The organism is Martinezella tropici, assembly GCF_008370325.1.
Lineage (GTDB): Bacteria > Pseudomonadota > Alphaproteobacteria > Rhizobiales > Rhizobiaceae > Rhizobium > Rhizobium tropici_B.
In genome coordinates this window covers 262,984-279,668 of the sequence record NZ_VNIP01000011.1, presented here as the reverse complement: position 1 = coordinate 279,668, position 16,685 = coordinate 262,984, and the positions used below count along the sequence as shown (strand labels likewise).

The following is a 16,685-nucleotide window of genomic DNA, read 5'->3' as shown; positions in this document are numbered from 1 at the left end:
TGCGCCTGCTGCGTTAGGTCCGCAAGCTAAACAAACGGTGGAACGACTATCGCCGCTTGAGAGCCCACCCCTCTGGCCGCTCCTCGAGCACGGTCACCGTATCGCCGATCTTCACCGAGCCTTCGCCACGCGGCACGGCGTTCCAGCCGAAGAGCGGGCCGGGGACGCGGCGGTCGGCCGACATGCGGATGCGGCCCATGGCTGGCATCGGGTTCGGCACGTCGCGCGAGCCGGTCTGCTGGTCCTGCGTCGTCATGATGCAGCGCGAGCAGGGCTTGACGAGATCGAGGTGAATGCCGCCAATCTCGATTGCCGCCCAGCGATCCTCCGGCCATTCCTCATCGATATCGATGACGATATTCGGACGGAAACGCTCCATGCCGACGGCGCCTTCGCCGTGAGCGGCAAGATTGGCGTTGAGCGCCTTCAGCGAGCCGGTGGTGGTGACCAGAATCTGGTAGCCATCGGAAAACGTAACAGGCGTATCCTCGCCCGCCCATTCCGGGTTGGCGATGCGCTTCGCGAGCCTGTCGAAGAACACCATCCTGACCTCGCGATCCAGCCAGGCCGACAGGGCCTTATTGGTTTCCTCGTCGGCAACGGAGGCGCTGACGTTAGATTTCCAGACGACGATATCCATGCGATTGTCGGGATGGGGCGGCGGCACGATGATGTCAGTCTTGCCTTCCATCTTCAGGCGCATATAGGAAGGCGCCGGTTGGATATCGATCCGGGCCAGCGCCTGCAGCTCGCGCTGGGTGATGAAATGGCCCGAAAGGTCGACCAGCATGGCGCGACGATCCCCCGCAAGACCGAAAGCGTCGATGGCGGCTGACGGAATGGCGATGCCGCGCGCGCTCTTGAGGGGATAGATGAAAAGATCGCTGATGCGCATGGATAGCCCTCAGATTTCGTCGATGAACATTGCCAGCACGGTCTTCAGCCGGTCATGCCTTGCTCCGGCAAACCTGGCCCCGGTCTCCGTCTGGAATCCATCCGCCAGTTTGAACAGCTTTGTCTCGAAATGGTCAATGGCGAAGCGCTTGTCGTCCAGCGGCCGCTCGCTTGCCAGCGGGTCGAACGGGTCGTACAGGCTGGAGCCGAGACGCCCGGCAATGTAGAAACACCGGGCAGCGCCGACCATGCCGATCGCATCGAGCCGGTCGGCATCCTGCAGGATCTTCGCTTCGAGCGTTTCCGGCGGCAGGTTGGCGGAAAAACTATGCGTGGTGATTGCATGCGCCGCAGCCGCAATATCCTCGTCGGCCCATCCAAGCTGCCGCAGAACGCCCGAAGCCTTCTCGGCGGCAAGCCGCGACGCCTGTGCCCGATGCGGCGAGTTCTTTTCGACGGCAACGCAATCATGCAACAGGACTGCGGCGGCGAGTATCCGCGCGTTGCCGCCTTCCTCGGCCTGAATGGCCATGGCGTTGCGGAAGACGCGCAGGATATGGGCGATATCGTGCGAACCGTCGTCGCCATCGGCGGCGTGAGGAATGAGATCTGCAGCCAGTGCCTCGAACGGGGCAAAGGCCTGCGCCATCTTGTCGGTATCCATGTTCGCAGTCGCTCCGGATTGGTCTGTCGGCAGGTTCCCTCGTCCTATCGGGTTGAAGGATTCGCGGCAATCACTCCGCCGCTTTCTTGCGCGTCAGGATCTTCTGATAGAACAGGCCGATGCCGATCAATACGGCGCCGAGGCCGATGAAGGATAGCGCCCGCAGGAAGCCTTCGAGGTTTGCCATATCGATCAGGAAAGCCTTGACGACGGCGATGAAGACCAGTGCCGCCGAGGCGATGCGCAGGCTGCGTGCCTCGAAGCGGGCGCCAAGCCCGAGAAGCGCAATGCCGATCAGCAGCCAGACGACGGAATAGGAATAGAGCTCGCCCTGGATGAAGCCGTTCCAGAAGGGAATATATTCGCCCTGCCAGAAACGGCGCACCGACAATGTCGCCCATGCGAAGGCCATGACGGATGCTGCGACGGCCAGCATGCTGACATAGGGCAGGGGCCGTCGGTTGCGTGCATAGAGCGCCAGTCCGCCATAGGCGACGCCAGGCAAAAAATAGGCAAGCAGCAGCAGATTGAAGAGCGGGATCCGGCCTGTGCTCTCGCCCGTTACGAACGGGTTCAACCCCAGCAGATGCAAGGTCAGGATCATGACGACTGAAATGACGCCGAGCGCCATGCCGCCATAGCGGAAGACCGGACTTGCCGCGCTCAGATCGAGCGCCATCAGCGTCGCGGAAGCGCCGATTGCCAGCAGCGTGTAGATCGATTGCTCGCCGAGTGTCGGAACCGCGTCGTTCAGGACCCCTCCGTTCATCGCATGGCGCACGAGGATGGCAATGGTCAGCAGCACGAGGAAGCAGGCAAGAGCTTGCAAGGCATTGCGCAGCCGCAGGCTTGGCGAGTGACGAATGATGAAGGCCGCAAAGGCGGCAAGGGCCGCCGGAATGCCGTAGCCGGCGAGCAGCATGTTGAAGACCGGCGTCGTGCCGAGCTCCGCCGGATCGACGATCGTCGGCTGCCAGGCGATGCGCCCGATGGTGATGATCAGCGCGGCAACCATCGTCCACGGAAGAACGGGCCAATCGCGCAGGCGTCCCGCCAGTAGATAGACGATGCCGAGAACCGGCAGGAGGATCGTGGCGTTGGCGTGATGCGTCAGCGTGTGAAGGGCAAAGACGCCGGCGGCAAAAGAGCCGGCGGCGAGGATGTTGGTCGGCAGATCTTGCGCCTCGCCTTCGCGGCGAAATTGCCATTCGGCTAGCGCGATCAGCGCAACAGCGAGCCCGATGCCATAAAGGCCATGCAGCCAGTCGAGCGTCCAGTTGCCGAAGTTGACGAAGCTGATCGTGGCGATCGCCAGCGGAACGGCGGTCATGATCAGGCTCCACAGCGCGGCAAAGGGTTTTTCGCCCTCGGCAAAGCGCCGCAAAAAGAAGGTGCCGATCAACACGAAGATTGCCCCGAGGCCGAGCGCTTCGTAGATCACAATGCTTTGCATGCGTGCCAGCGCGTCGACGATGCTGGGCTCGAGGCCATAGATCCAGTTCGTCAGGAGGCCGAATACGCCGACGATGGCGACGACGGCAGAGAGGATCGCCGCCCAGGCTGCATGCAGCCGGCCAGCGCCGAAGGCGGCCACTGCCGCGACGATCGCGGCGAACATGAACACGGTGTCTACGATCGGATATCCATAGAGAAGGCCGTTACCCAGCAAGCAGAGGGCCACGGTAAGGGCGCCAATCGTTGCCGTCAGCGTCATGCCGAGCGGCGGTCGGGCAAGGAAAGCGCCCCAGCCGCCGGCGCTGCGAGGCTGTGGCGGATTGCCATCCGTCTGAGCTGCCGCGTCATCTGCCGTTGTCGCGGCGGTCCGGTAGCGTCCCGGCCAGAGGAAGATGGTGCCGCCGATCATGGCCAGCATCGAAAGCGTAACCGGCGTGAGATCCACAACCCGGCTATTGGAGATGTAGAGCAGGGGCCAGATGCTGAGCAGCGCGTTGGCAAGGGATGGTGCGATCAGCCATCGGCGCAGCCGCGAGGCAAGCAGGGTTGCGAGCCACGTCAGAACGAGGTAACCGAATAGGATCCAGGGTCGCGGCGCGGTCGACGCGATCAGGGCTGGGGTGACCATCGAGGCAAGCAGGCCGAGACCCGCCAGTGCCTGTCCATGCAACAGCGAGAGTCCGAGTGTGGCGAGCGAGATCAAAGCGAGCAGCGTGAAGGCTGTGGCCGGCCCGATGAAGCCATAGATGCCATGGGCCGCATAGGTGGAGCCGAACAGGGCGACGACGCCGGCTGCCGTCAGCACGCCGGGGATCATTGCATTCTGGAAGGTGTTGTTCAGCACCGGTGCGACGCGGCGGCGGATCACTTCGCCCGCGGCAATCAGGAAAAGGCCGAAGAGCGCCGCAAGGGAGAGCCGGACGCCGGGGCTGAGAAGGCCGCTTTCGATCGAATATTTGACCATGAAGATGCCGCCGAACGCCAGCGCGATGCCGCCGACCCAGACCGCCCAGCGTGCGCCGATCGTGCTCTCCAGGCTTTCCTTCGCCTGGACGGGTGTCTGGCCAGCAACGGGCGCGGGATCTTCCTCGAATGTATCGGCGATGCTGCGCGCGTCGGCGGGCTCCCCGATGTCGGCGGCCGATCCAGCGTCGATTATCGCTTGCCCCTCGTCGTCGCCAGGCTGCGCCACAGCATGAACCATCGAGTGCTGCATAGGAATCGATTCGCCCCCATCCTCGGTCAGCATCTTGCCGGCAAGGGCATTTTGCAGCTCCTGAACGCGCGCTTCCAGCTGCTTTATCCTGAGGTTGTGGCCTCGCAGCACCAGAATGCCGACGATCAGGATGACGAGCGGTAGCAATTCCATCATATCCTCTCCACGGGCGATCGGTCGCACAATATACGAAACAGCTCGCGCGGTAAGGATGAATAGTCAGATTCGCCTATGATTCCAGGGGATTATGCCCAACATCCTCACGCCAGGGTGCAGAGGAGATATTAGGAAACATGGATTTACCGCTTAAAAACTATGGTTAATACCCATTAACAATTTGTCTTTACCGACAGCGCGAAGCAGCTTAAGAGCATTTCGTAGTTTAACCCTGAATGTATTGCGTGCAAACGACGTCGCATGAGGCGGCTCCTACCAAAGGAGGTTTGTATGTCCCATGTTTCTTCCGTATCCGGCAGCGCTTATCCGTATCGCGGCACGCTCTCGCGCCTCGATTCGAACGATGATGGCGTCCTGAGCCGCGGGGAGCGCGAAGCAGACGAGCGTCCCGGTATTCTCGAAACGGATAATGCCGAAGGGAATGCCATGGATGGTTCGAACAGCGCATTGGGCGGCCTGATGGCCAAGCTCATGCAGTTGCCGAGCGCCGATGTGGCCTCCACCGCCAAATCGCCGGAATCCAGCGTTGCTTTCGATCTGGACCTGTTGTCGCCGATGGATGCCTACAACAGCACCTACGGTCAGTATAACGTCGATAGCGTAGCGGCCTGACAAGCGCTTTTGTCCAATGATATTGGCGACCTGCCGGATGCCGGCAGGTCGCCTTATCGTTTTGAAGTAAGTTCATTTTCCCGATCGCCGGAACACTCGTGCCTGTCATCGCGTTGGGCTAGCGCGAAGCTGAACAGGGAGGGTCTTTCCATGAAGCGGATGACGATTATTACAATTCTTGCACTCGCAGCAGCCATGCCGGCCGCGGCGCAAACCCAAAGTGAAAACAGTGCGACCGCCGATTTTGTCGGTCTCGACGGCAAGCAAGCGGGGCGGGCAACCTTGACCGAAGGCAAGAAGGGCGTGTTGATCGAGATGGAGGTCTCCGGCCTGCCAGCCAATCGCTGGGTCGCCTTCCATATCCATGAAAACAGCCATTGCGACCATGCGCATGGTTTCGAGTCGGCTGGCAGCCATTTCAATCCCACCAAGGCCGAGCATGGCTTCCTCGCGGCCAATGGGCCGCATGCCGGCGACATGCCCAATCAATATGTTGATGAGGATGGCAAGCTGCGCGCCCAGGTCTTCAACGGCATGGTGTCGCTGAACGGCAAGAGCGGCATTCGCGGCCGCACGCTGATGATCCATGCCGACTCCGACGACTATCGCAGCCAACCCGTCGGCGGCGCCGGCAAGCGCCTGGCATGCGCCGTCATTCAATAGGACAGCAAATGCGTGATCCGAACCCGGATCAGACGGATGGCGTTGCTGCCTGATCGTGAGACCCGACTGCCATGGATGCAATGGAGATTGCGAAACCCAGTCTCCGCTCTATCGTCTTATGTGGCCATCGACAGCATGAAAGGCGCATTGCCGTCCGCATCCGCGCCGCGGCCGATCTCCTTGACCGCTGCGATCAGGCGCCCCTGGCGTCCGAGCAGGTCGTCACCGATCGCAATCAGCCGGGCATTCGGCGTCGCGAATGGTGAACTTGTGCGCAGGCGGCGCACGAGCATGAGATCGTCTTCCTCGGGGCGAATGGCCAGGGCCGCGATCAGCGCCGCCGCCGGTGAGCGTGAAATGCCCATCCAGCAATGGATGAGCAAGGGTGCGCTACGATCCCATCCGGTGGCAAAATCGATGATGGCGCGAACATGCGCTTCCTGCGGAGCGACGAGATCGCCGGTTCCGGCAAAGGTGATATCGTTCATGTTGAGCAGCAGATGCCGATCCGCCTTGATGACGGCGGGACGGTGAAAGGCGTGCTCCTTCGCCATCAGGCTGATCATCTCGCATGCCCCATGCCGAACGGCCATTTCGGCAATGCGCGCCAGCGGCGACACGATGATCGCGGTCATGCGCCGATCCTCATGCCGGCGCGCTCGGCCTCGATCGCCTCGAAACGTTCGAGGAACAGCCGCTGTGCCTCGATCGCCGGCATGGGATCGATCGGCAGCATCTCGCGGGTGATGTCGCGCGGCTGGCCGAAGAACTTGCGCGCTTCCTCGGGCGTGAAGCCGGCAAGCAGCGTCGCCTCGAAATAGGCCGAGATCGTATCCGCCTTCTTGATCTTTTCCTTGAGCTTTGGCGCGCAATGCGGGGGCAGGGCAAAGCGACGGTAGATCGCAGCTTCCAGCCGTTGTTCCACAAGCTTGTAATCACCGCCGACAACGGACTTGAATGGCGAGATCATGTCGCCAATCACATATTCGGGAGCGTCATGCAGCAGCGCGGCAAGCAGTTCGTCAGGTGTTGCCGGGTTGGTATGACGAAAGATCGCTTCCACCACGAGGCTGTGCTGCGCGACCGAAAAGGCGTGATCGCCGGAAGTCTGCCCGTTCCAGCGCGCGACGCGGGCAAGCCCGTGGGCAATGTCGCCGATCTCGACATCGAGCGGCGAGGGATCCAGCAGGTCGAGCCTGCGCCCGGAAAGCATGCGCTGCCAGGCGCGCGCGGTCCTGCCCGATGTCATGCCGAGGCCTCGTCGGACCGTTCGGGAAAGGAGAGGCCGGACCAGGCTGGAAGCGTCACGGAGACCTCCACGCCGGCAGCCTGTATCGGCGTCCCCTCGGCAATGGCTTCGCCGGCACGGTCTATGCGAACGATGGCAAGGCCCATGCGGCCGACGGTCGAACCGAGCGTGCCGATCGGCTTGCTGCCGACGATCAGGTCCGTACCGGGAGCCGGCAGCTCGGCATTGCCCTTGACGATGACGACGCGTCTACGCGCCGTGCCGCGATGCTGCATGCGGGAGACAACCTCCTGGCCGACGTAGCAGCCCTTGCGGAAGCCCAGGCTGCCGTTGAGATCCATCAGCACATCATGGGGGAAGGCATCCTGCAGCGCGAAATCGCGGCCCGAGACGGCGATGCCGTTGGCGATCCGCAGTTCGTCATAAAGGGTCTCGGCGTCGTTTCCATGCTCGCCGGGCCTTCGCGTCAGCGCGATGCCCGCCTTGGCGAAACGGCTGTCTTTGGGGCCGTCCGCAACTGCATCACCCCACGCGACGGTAACGCCCTGAACGTCCTCTGAGCCGAAATCGACTTTAGCGCGCAGCCGATACATGGTGAGCCGCTTCAGCAGGCTTTCCCGTTGGGCGACATCGGTTTCCACCAGAAAGGCGGCACCATCCCGCCAGATCATGAAATCGAACAGGATCTTGCCCTGCGGCGTCAGCAGCGCACCCGGGCGCGCTTCATGTACGCCGAGCGAGACGAGATCGGTGGTGATGAGATTGTGCAGGAACGCTTCTGCCTCCGCGCCGGCAATGCGGATGAAGGAACGCTCTCTCAGGAATACGGCTGGCATGATGGATCCGCTGATTTGGCCTATCACGCAGAGGTAGGGCCTTCGGCGAGGAACCGCAAGTTCCCCGGCCGGATCATTCGCCCGAGGTGAAGAATTTCCAGCGGCCGTCCGGCGTAATGCCGACGCGATAGAAATTATAGCCGCCAAATTCCTGCATGTCGGCATAGTCCCCAGCCGTGACGATGCGCATCAGATCGACCTTTTCCGGCGTGGAGAGCGTCTTGATGTCCTTCTGGGCGAAATAGGGCCAGACATAGACCTCATCGGGCGTTCCCTGGCCGACATGGGCAAATCCGGTCGACATGATGTCGAGCAGGATGGACAGGATCTCGATGCCATCGGGATCGCCCGAAAGATCATGCAGGGTCTTGATCGGGTCTTCACCGGGATCGTCGGCGGTGACCTGCGTCTGCTTGAGGCCGCCGCCGACATTCATCAGCGGGCGCAGGCGCTCGAGATCGCCGGAAGCGGCAGCTTCCACGATCGCCGTACGGAGCTTCTTTACCGGCTCGGGCGCCTTATCGATGTCGAAGAGGAACTCGACCGATTTGTTTGCATTCGAAGCGTCGCCGCTGCTCTGGCTTGCCTGCTTGTTGATCAGCGGATCGGGCGTCGGCAGAACATTGTTGTTCGACGGCGCCTCCAGCGCCTGCTCGATCGGCTTCTCGTTCTTTTGCTGGGTGGATCGTGCTGCGCCCTTTGCCTGAGGCGCCGGAGGATTGAGCTGGGAAAAAGCAAGAGCCGGCAACGGCAGGGCGGTGCTGCCCAAAAGCAGGGTCACGGCAGCAAGCGAGGCAATGGAACAGGAAAGCGCATTGCCCGGAAAGATACGCATAAGCAATCTCTGATTGTTATTGCAGGGTACGGTTCGGAGAGAATTCACCGGCCAGCATGCGTTCACGCAGCGATTCGAGCAAGGCTTCCGCGCCCTGTTCGCCCTGATTGCGGATCGTCTCGCGAATGGCATGGGCAATGGCCGCATCGGCGATGATTTCGGGCTCGATACCGTCAGCCATGCCGTCGGCCCAAGCTTCATTCTGGTATTCCAGCGCTGCCTGCATCTTTTCATGGACGATCATGTCGTCGATTTCGTTCAGGCTGGTTTCCATTGATTCTTTCCTTAAGACGTTCATGTCCTTACCACTTGCTTAACAACTTTATCAGCCTTTTCCCAAAACGACACGGCTCGCTATGAAAAGAGGTTAATAAATCGTCAATTTCCAAAGCGGGCGGTGATTTCTGTCGCCAGTGTTGCACCTTCGTTACGGTATCGCTCTTCCGCCACGAGAGCCTGTGGCGTGCAATTCGTGTAAACCGATGCAAAGGACCGATATCCACGGTTGAAAGCCGCCGTCAGCTTTTCCTTGCGTTTCTGTTCACCCTTGGTCTCCGTATCGAGCAATTGCTGCATATCGCCCCGCCATCCGTCTTCCTTTTTCGGACTGCAGAGATTGCGCAAATAGTCGATCGAGCCGAGAATTTCGGCGAGCCGGGAAAGCTGCTCGTCATAGGGTGTCGGCCGTTCGGTATTCTCCGCGTCCGACGCCTGAGCAGGCGGCGCGCCTGCCGCCGGCTGTGCGGCAGCGGGAAAAGCTGCGGCGAGCGCGATGCAGATCAGAAGCGGTCGGCCAAGGCTGTTATGAATCATGTAACCATGTTGACCGGACAAGCATGACGGGAACAAGGCGCGCTAGGTGGTTTCCACGCCGATATCGCTCAGCATCGTTAATTTCGGGGCCGAGCTATGCGTCTGCTGCAGCAAGTCGTTCCACGCATTCGAGCACGCTGGCCGGAACAGGCAGGCGGCGCACCTCCTCCAGCGTGTACCAGCCGATGGCGGCTGCGTCGTCGGCCGCCTCGGCAACCGCATCCTCATCGGCATCGACGAGGAAGACCGAAAGCAGAAAATGGCTCGTGAGCGTTCCGTCGGCTGCATGGGAACGCAGGTCATAGGTCTCGAACAGACGTGGGTTGCGGGCGGTTATGCCCGTCTCCTCCCTGAATTCGCGCAGCGCCGCGTCATCAGGCATTTCTCCTTCCTCGGCCCGTCCGCCCGGAAAGGCATACATATCGGCGGACGGCGGATTGCTGCGCAGCACCAGCAGGAAACGGCCGTTGCGCTCAAGGATGGCGGAGGAAGCGGGGCGGGGCGAGGAGGTCATGGATCGCGTCGCATTCGAATGAGGAGAGGATGATGACGGGAGATGATCGACGAACACCCTCTACAGGAAACCGCCCTTGCTGTCCCTAGGGAAAGCCCCTTAACTCGCCGTCGACAGGCGTGGCGAGTCGCAGGCGCCGAATGTGCGGGCGATCATCGGGATGATTTACGGACTATATGCCTTTGCGGCCTTGGCCGAAATTGCCGGCTGTTTCGCCTTCTGGGCCTGGCTTCGCCTGGCAAAACCAGTCTGGTGGCTTGCGCCAGGCCTCGTCTCGCTGGCACTCTTTGCCTGGTTGCTCGCACTGGTGCCGAGCGAGGCAGCCGGGCGCACCTTTGCCGCTTATGGCGGCGTCTATATCGTTGCCTCCATTCTCTGGCTCTGGCTGGCCGAAGGGCGGCTGCCGGATCGGTGGGATATATCAGGCGCCGTCGTTTGCCTTGCCGGCGCCGCGATCATTCTCTTCGGCCCTCGCGGCTGAGCTTGACCCGCCGCGTTTCGAGTGCAAAACAGAGCCCATGTGCGGACGTTTCGCTTTGACATCGACGGCAGACTACGTGGGAGAAGCGCTCGGCGTCCTGCTGAATGATGGTTTTCCGGCGCGCTTTAACATCGCGCCGACGCAGCCGATCCTCGTCGTCATCGCAGGCGACAGACAGGTACCGGGCAGCAACCTGCCGGATCGCCGCGCCCTGCTCGTGCGCTGGGGCTTTACGCCGGCCTGGGTCAAGGATCCCAAGGAGTTTCCGCTGCTGATCAATGCGCGGGCGGAAACGGCGATCGGCAAGGCGTCCTTCCGCGCCGCCATGCGCCATCGCCGCATCCTCATTCCCGCATCCGGCTTTTACGAATGGCATCGCCCTTCGAAGGAAAGCGGCGAGAAGCCGCAAGCCTATTGGATCCGTCCGCGCAGCGGCGGCGTCATCGCCTTTGCCGGTCTGATGGAAACCTGGTCGTCGGCCGATGGTTCGGAGGTCGATACCGGCGCCATCCTGACGACAGCGGCAAACAGCGCGATCCGGTCCATCCACGACCGCATGCCCGTCGTCATCAAGCCGGAGGATTTCGCTCGCTGGCTCGATTGCAAGACGCAGGAGCCGCGTGAGGTCCTCGATCTGATGACGCCGGTCCAGGAGGATTTTTTCGAAGCGATTCCGGTTTCGGATCGTGTCAACAAGGTCGCCAACATGGGGCCAGACCTGCAGACGCCGGTAGCGCTCGATCCGGTCAAGAAGCCGCCGAAGAAGGCGGATCCGGAAGACGGCCAGCTTAGCCTTCTCTGAGCGGCCGCCATTTAGCGGCCAGCGACCGGAAATGATGCCTGCCGGCATTGGCCGACGGCGGGCTCGGGTTCTGTGCTGTTAAGCGGTCTTCTTCTTGAGAGGCTTGGTCTTCAGCATCAGATGGGCAGCAAGAACGGCTTTCAGGCCCAATGGGCGGTAATGCTTACTGGGGTCGATCTTTGCTTGCGGTTGTGCCGCCTGGTCTTTCTTCTGGGTCACGTCTCACTCCTCACCATGCTCTCCCGGAGCATTTCGCGGTTCACCATCAAGTAGTGCTATTTTGTCGAGAATCATGACAAATCGAAGGCGTTTTCCGATCAGCTTTTGTAAACAACGACCATATTTCGAGAGATTAGCGCCGAATCCTCGTGTAGAATCCGCACTGCCGCAATGTTTGAATTTGCCGAAAAGCGGGGTTCAGGCCGCGCGCCATTTGATGCGTGACCTATCGCCACGCCCCTGATTTGATAAGGGAAACTTACAGACTTGCGGTTGCAGCGGAGCGACGCGGTCAAGAGCTCGTGGCGTTTTGGCTAGATATGCCGACCGATATCGTCGTTGGAATCGTCGACATCCGGATCGCCGGGGCCGTTGATGGTATAGGTACCGTATTTCTTCGCCCAGGACCGCGCGCCAAAGGGTAGGGAGAGCAGATAGGCAACGACGGTCACCACCATCACATGCCACGTATAGCTCATCAGCATCGCGACATAGACGACAAGCCCGAGCATGATCGGTAGAACCAGGTCGCGCCTGATGCGGCTGCCTTCAGATTTGCCTGACCAGACAGGCAGGCGGCTGACCAGAAGAAAGCCGATCAGAACGGTATAGGCCGCACCCCAATAGGCGAAGGTCCGGTCCGGCGTCAGACCCAGAAAGCCGAGATAGACCGGCAACAGCACCAGCATGGCGCCGGCGGGTGCGGGCACGCCGACGAAATATTCCGACTGCCAGGAGGCCTTATGTTCGCGCTCGGCCATGACGTTGAAGCGGGCAAGGCGAAGGCCGGCGGCGATCGTGTAGATCAGCGCGGCAATCCAGCCGAGGGAGCGGGCCTGGTCGAGCAGGAAGACATAGACGACAAGCGCCGGAGCGACGCCGAAATTGACGATATCGGCGAGCGAATCCATCTGCGCGCCGAATTTCGAAGTCGCCTTCATCAGCCGCGCCACGCGCCCGTCGACACCGTCGAGGAAGGCGGCGACCAGCACGGCAACGACGGCAAGCTCGTAGCGGTTCTCGAAAGCGAGACGAATGCCTGTCAGACCCGCGCAGATCGCCAGAACGGTGATCATGTTCGGCACGATCAGCCGCAGCGGGATTTCCCGAAGGCGCGGTCCACGCGCTTCGTCATTGGGCCCATGCGGCTCGAAAGGCGGAAAAGGCGTCTTCATCTCGTTCGTGTTCCTAGAGCAATTCCAGCAAGACTGCGAAGCAGGTTTCCGTCCGGAATTACGTGAAAACAATGATATGGGGCATTTCCGTAATTCGGTTTAAAGCGGAAATGCTCCAGGGTTCAGCTGCGGCGGCTAAGGGTTGCGCCCTTTGCCGAGCCGAATTCGGCAATAACGGTTTCGCCGGCAATCGCCCGTTGGCCGACGGCAACGCGCGCCGAAGCACCTTCGGGCAGGAAGATATCGAGGCGGGAGCCGAAGCGGATCAGGCCGATGCGCTCGCCGGCATCCAGCGGCTCGTTCGGGTTGACGAAGCAGAGAATGCGGCGGGCGACGAGGCCGGCGATCTGCACGACGCCGATCTGGCCATGCTTGGTTTCGATGACGAGACCGTTGCGCTCGTTCTGTTCGCTGGCCTTGTCGAGTTCGGCATTGAGGAAACTGCCCTGGCGATAGGCGATGCTGGTGATGCGGCCGCGCATCGGCGAACGGTTCACATGGCAGTCGAAGACGTTCATGAAGATCGAGATGCGCAGCATCGGCTGGGTGCCGAGATCGAGTTCCGCCGGCGGCGTCACCATCTGCACCCCGGAAACCTTGCCGTCGGCCGGCGATATCGCAAGATCGTCGTCCTGCGGCGTCATGCGCTCGGGATCGCGGAAGAAGTAGGCGCACCAGAGCGTGAGGATCAGGCCGATCCAGAAGAGCGGCTTGAAGATCCAGCCGAGCACGAGCGACGCGACGAAGAAACCTGCAACGAAGGGATAGCCCTCCTTGTGTACCGGAACGATAACGTTGCGTACGCTGTTCAATAAGCTCATCTATGGCCTACTCCGTTAGGGCACCTTCACCAAAAACCGGATCGCGGTCACGGGAAGAGATCATGCCGGTCAAAAGAATGCGAATAAGATACGCAGTCTTGCTCTGATTACCAGTCGAGCGTGACTACAGGCAAACGCTGTCATGGGCAATGCTCTCGCACGCTCGCCCCCAGCGCAATCCGCGCTGCGCCAAGATGCCAACGATCCCCGGTGTTGAAAAGAGTTGCCCCGTGAAAACTCGCGTCAGATGCAACGAAAAGGCCGCCGGCGAAAACGGCGGCCTTTTCGTTGATGGCGATCAGAGCAATTCCAGGAAAAGTGCGCCGCGCCTTTCCGTCCGGAAATGCCAGGCAACAAAGAGATAGAGCGGTTCAGAGTTTCCGTGGAAAGCTGAACCGCTCCAAGCCGAAATCAGAGCCCGAGGGCGGCGCGTAGCTCCGCCTTGGCGCCTTCATATTCGCTCTTATAGTCGTCATGCGTCATGATGGTTTCGGCGATGACCGTGCCTGCAATACGGGCGGCTTCGATGTCGGAGGCATAGTGGATGCCGCCGACGATGCGGTTATGGCCATATTCCCAGGCACGCGCCATGATGACGGCGCGCTTCTGCGGCACCATGTTCGAAAGCACGATGCCCATCAGCGTGCCGACCGTGGCGTGGCCGGATGGATAGGAGCCGGACTTGGAGAGCGGTACGATCGGCTTGACCAGATCGCTGTAGAGATGCGGGCGCGGGCGTTTCCAGACATCCTTGGCTGGATCGACGACGGCGCCTTCGGTCTCGACGACGCGATCGAAGAAGGCCGAGAACTTCGGCAGGTTTTCCTTGGTGAACTTCGGATTGTCGATGACGTCGGAAAAGCGCCAGACGTTCTCTTCGGCATCGGCCACGGCGCGAGCCGCCATTTCCGGCGTGCGGGTCACCTGGATCGTCAGGATTTCGCCGAGCTCCGCCTTCATCCGCGCGGAATCATTGGCGGGTGGCGGCGGCAACAGATCGATGAGATTGATCTCCTTGGCATCGGCGAACGGCTTGGCGTCCTCGGCGAAAACCGGCGAGGCGAGGCCGACGACGAGCAACAGGCTTAAAGCTTTGGCAAAAGTACGCATTTTGGGGGCTCCGTTGAAAGGACCCTCGTACCTAGCAAGCTGCCATCTCAGCCTCGTGACAACGATCCGTGTATAACTCGCGTGTCGTTCCCCGCCGGAGCCGCTTGTGGCAATCTTTGCGGGATTGCTTCAGCTTGCAGGTGCCAGCCGGTCGATAACGCCGAGATCGTCGTTTTCGCGCACCTGCTTCAGATGCTCCTCGGCCTGCGTTGCCTCGCGCTGACGGTTCCACATGGAAGCATAGAGCCCATTCTGCGCCAGGAGATCCGCATGCGTGCCGCGCTCGGCGATCATGCCGTTTTTCAGCACGATGATCTCGTCCGCGCCGATCACCGTCGAAAGGCGGTGTGCGATGACCAATGTCGTGCGGTTCTTCGAGACGACGTCGAGGGCGGCTTGTATTTCGCGCTCTGTCGTCGTGTCGAGCGCCGAGGTCGCCTCATCGAGGATCAGGACCGGCGGCGCCTTGAGAATGGTGCGGGCAATCGCGACGCGCTGTTTCTCGCCACCCGACAGCTTGAGGCCGCGCTCCCCGACTTTCGTATCGAAACCTTCGGGCAGGTTGCGGATGAACTCGCCGATCTGGGCGATCTCGGCTGCCGCTGTCACCTCCGCCTCGCTCGCGCCCGGCCGTCCATAGCGGATGTTGTAGGCGATGGTGTCGTTGAAGAGCACGGTATCCTGCGGCACCATGCCGATGACCTTGCGCAGGCTTTTCTGCGTCACGGTGCGCAGGTCCTGACCATCGATTGTGATTGAGCCGCTTTGCACATCGTAGAAGCGGTAGAGCAGGCGCGACAGCGTCGATTTTCCGGCACCCGAAGGCCCGACCACGGCGACAGTCTTGCCGGCGGGCACCTCGAAGGAAATGCCCTTCAGGATCGGCCTTGCGGGATCATAGGCAAAATGCACGTCCTTGAACGAGATCGCGCCATGGCCGATCACGAGTTCCTTGGCGCCGGCTGCATCGACCACCTCGGGCCTGACTTCGAGCAGATCGAACATCTCCTCGATATCGGTCAGGCCTTGGCGTATCTCGCGATAGACGAAGCCGATGAAATTCAGTGGCACCGAGAGCTGCAGCAGCATGGCATTGATGAACACGAAGTCGCCGACCGTCTGGTGACCGTTCAGAACCGACCAGCCGGAAATAACCAACATGACGGTGGTGCCGAGGCCGAAGATCACGCCCTGGCCGAAGTTCAGCCAGCCGAGCGATGTCCAGACGCTGGTGGCGGCCTTCTCATAGCGCGCCATCGACTGATCGAAGCGCCTGGCTTCCATCTCCTCGTTGCCGAAATATTTGACGGTTTCGAAGTTGAGGAGCGAATCGATCGCCTTCGTATTGGCGTCCGTGTCGCTGTCGTTCATCGTCCGGCGGATGGAGATGCGCCAGTCGCTCGCCCTTACGGTGAACCAGATGTAGAGCCAGACGGTCACCGCCGTCACGGCGAGATAGGAGAAGCCGTAGCCGCGCCAGAAGATGATGGCCGTCAGCAGGAACTCGATGAAGGTCGGGAACGTGTTGAGGATGGTGAAGCGCACAATGGTCTCGATGCCTTTTGTGCCGCGTTCGATGATGCGCGAGAGGCCGCCGGTCTTTCGCTCCAGATGGAAGCGCAGCGACAGTTCGTGCATGTGGACGAATGTCTTGTAGGCGAGCTGGCGCACCGCATACTGGCCGACGCTCGCAAACAGCGCGTCGCGCAACTGGTTGAGGCCGAGCTGGATCAGGCGCGTCAGGTTGGTGGCAACGATCAAAGCGATGGCGCCGACCATGAAGGCCGGCAGGATGCCCTGCATGTCGAGCTTGCGGTTCAGCGCATCGACGGACCATTTGAAGAAATAGGGAACCAGCAGCAGGAAGAATTTGGAGACCAACAGGAAGACCGTCGCCCAGACGACGCGCATCTTCAGATCCATCCGCCCGCTCGGCCACATATAGGGCCAGAGATTGACGATCGTGTTCATCGGATTGCTGGAATCCGCCGATATTGTTTTATTGCGGTCAGCCATGCCCGTCTCCGGCGAATGATTGGAACAGCCTGGCGCGGCAACCATTGCGCGGCTGGCTGTGAAACCTTCGCATGCGGGGGTAAGGCCGTTCGGCGAAGGCGATGAAGGTCGCGCGACGCTTACACTATTTTTA

The 16,685-nt window shown here is 61.0% G+C and carries 19 protein-coding genes; 4 read left to right on the top strand and 15 right to left on the bottom strand.

Annotated features, from left to right (window positions below):
- Positions 1-46: 46 nt before the first annotated feature.
- The 3 genes from FP026_RS22255 to FP026_RS22245 all read right to left on the bottom strand — a co-directional run bounded on the left by FP026_RS22255 (position 47) and on the right by FP026_RS22245 (position 4,385).
- On the bottom strand, positions 47-895 hold the full coding sequence (locus tag FP026_RS22255; RefSeq protein WP_149636761.1) for an MOSC domain-containing protein: 849 nt from the start codon (positions 893-895) through the stop codon (positions 47-49).
- A 9-nt stretch (positions 896-904) separates the two neighbouring features.
- Positions 905-1,558, bottom strand: a complete 654-nt coding sequence (locus FP026_RS22250) for an HD domain-containing protein (RefSeq protein ID WP_432444141.1) — start codon at positions 1,556-1,558, stop codon at positions 905-907.
- Between the two features lie 70 nt (positions 1,559-1,628).
- Complete coding sequence (locus FP026_RS22245) at positions 1,629-4,385, bottom strand: DUF2339 domain-containing protein (RefSeq protein WP_432444140.1); 2,757 nt, start codon at positions 4,383-4,385, stop codon at positions 1,629-1,631.
- Positions 4,386-4,676: 291 nt separating this feature from the next.
- On the opposite strand from FP026_RS22245, the gene FP026_RS22240 reads away from it, so the two are divergent.
- The gene (locus tag FP026_RS22240; protein ID WP_149636759.1) at positions 4,677-5,018 is read left to right on the top strand and encodes a hypothetical protein; all 342 of its coding nucleotides are present in this window, start codon (positions 4,677-4,679) and stop codon (positions 5,016-5,018) included.
- A 150-nt stretch (positions 5,019-5,168) separates the two neighbouring features.
- A complete protein-coding gene (locus tag FP026_RS22235) occupies positions 5,169-5,681 on the top strand; it encodes a superoxide dismutase family protein (protein ID WP_149636758.1) in 513 nt (170 codons plus the stop codon).
- 116 nt (positions 5,682-5,797) lie between these two features.
- Here FP026_RS22235 and FP026_RS22230 read toward each other — a convergent pair whose 3' ends face one another.
- The 7 genes from FP026_RS22230 to FP026_RS22200 form a co-directional block, all read right to left on the bottom strand.
- Entirely contained in the window at positions 5,798-6,316 is a 519-nt protein-coding gene (locus FP026_RS22230) for a tyrosine phosphatase family protein (RefSeq protein ID WP_149636757.1), read from the bottom strand.
- Positions 6,313-6,930 carry a YfbR-like 5'-deoxynucleotidase gene (locus FP026_RS22225; RefSeq protein WP_149636756.1) on the bottom strand — a complete coding sequence of 206 codons (618 nt, stop codon included), beginning with the start codon at positions 6,928-6,930 and terminating at the stop codon, positions 6,313-6,315. Before FP026_RS22225 ends, FP026_RS22230 begins: the two co-directional genes overlap by 4 nt.
- Positions 6,927-7,766, bottom strand: coding sequence for a YgfZ/GcvT domain-containing protein (locus FP026_RS22220; protein WP_149636755.1), 840 nt, complete (start codon positions 7,764-7,766; stop codon positions 6,927-6,929). The genes FP026_RS22225 and FP026_RS22220 overlap by 4 nt, the downstream gene beginning before the upstream one ends.
- Positions 7,767-7,839: 73 nt before the next feature.
- Positions 7,840-8,601 (bottom strand): hypothetical protein, encoded by a 762-nt coding sequence (locus FP026_RS22215; RefSeq protein ID WP_149636754.1) that lies wholly within the window; start codon positions 8,599-8,601, stop codon positions 7,840-7,842.
- 16 nt (positions 8,602-8,617) lie between these two features.
- Positions 8,618-8,875: a hypothetical protein gene (locus tag FP026_RS22210; protein WP_068385602.1), complete on the bottom strand. Its 258-nt coding sequence runs from the start codon at positions 8,873-8,875 to the stop codon at positions 8,618-8,620.
- Between the two features lie 104 nt (positions 8,876-8,979).
- Positions 8,980-9,414 (bottom strand): TIGR02301 family protein, encoded by a 435-nt coding sequence (locus FP026_RS22205; protein ID WP_149636753.1) that lies wholly within the window; start codon positions 9,412-9,414, stop codon positions 8,980-8,982.
- Between the two features lie 94 nt (positions 9,415-9,508).
- On the bottom strand, positions 9,509-9,928 hold the full coding sequence (locus FP026_RS22200; protein ID WP_149636752.1) for an NUDIX hydrolase: 420 nt from the start codon (positions 9,926-9,928) through the stop codon (positions 9,509-9,511).
- Positions 9,929-10,088: 160 nt separating this feature from the next.
- Here FP026_RS22200 and FP026_RS22195 point away from each other — a divergent pair, with 160 nt between their 5' ends.
- Positions 10,089-10,409 (top strand): YnfA family protein, encoded by a 321-nt coding sequence (locus tag FP026_RS22195; protein ID WP_149636751.1) that lies wholly within the window; start codon positions 10,089-10,091, stop codon positions 10,407-10,409.
- Between the two features lie 37 nt (positions 10,410-10,446).
- Positions 10,447-11,211, top strand: a complete 765-nt coding sequence (locus tag FP026_RS22190) for an SOS response-associated peptidase (protein WP_149636750.1) — start codon at positions 10,447-10,449, stop codon at positions 11,209-11,211.
- A gap of 78 nt (positions 11,212-11,289) precedes the next feature.
- On the opposite strand, the gene FP026_RS30300 is transcribed toward FP026_RS22190, so the two are convergent.
- From FP026_RS30300 to FP026_RS22170, 5 genes are all read right to left on the bottom strand, one after another.
- Entirely contained in the window at positions 11,290-11,430 is a 141-nt protein-coding gene (locus FP026_RS30300; RefSeq protein ID WP_188112654.1) for a hypothetical protein, read from the bottom strand.
- A 314-nt stretch (positions 11,431-11,744) separates the two neighbouring features.
- Positions 11,745-12,605 carry a CDP-diacylglycerol--serine O-phosphatidyltransferase gene (gene pssA / locus FP026_RS22185; protein ID WP_149636749.1) on the bottom strand — a complete coding sequence of 287 codons (861 nt, stop codon included), beginning with the start codon at positions 12,603-12,605 and terminating at the stop codon, positions 11,745-11,747.
- Positions 12,606-12,727: 122 nt separating this feature from the next.
- Positions 12,728-13,426: a phosphatidylserine decarboxylase gene (locus FP026_RS22180; RefSeq protein WP_113250699.1), complete on the bottom strand. Its 699-nt coding sequence runs from the start codon at positions 13,424-13,426 to the stop codon at positions 12,728-12,730.
- A 411-nt stretch (positions 13,427-13,837) separates the two neighbouring features.
- The gene (locus FP026_RS22175; protein ID WP_149636748.1) at positions 13,838-14,536 is read right to left on the bottom strand and encodes an acid phosphatase; all 699 of its coding nucleotides are present in this window, start codon (positions 14,534-14,536) and stop codon (positions 13,838-13,840) included.
- A 129-nt stretch (positions 14,537-14,665) separates the two neighbouring features.
- Positions 14,666-16,552, bottom strand: a complete 1,887-nt coding sequence (locus FP026_RS22170) for an ABCB family ABC transporter ATP-binding protein/permease (protein WP_149636747.1) — start codon at positions 16,550-16,552, stop codon at positions 14,666-14,668.
- Positions 16,553-16,685: the final 133 nt, after the last annotated feature.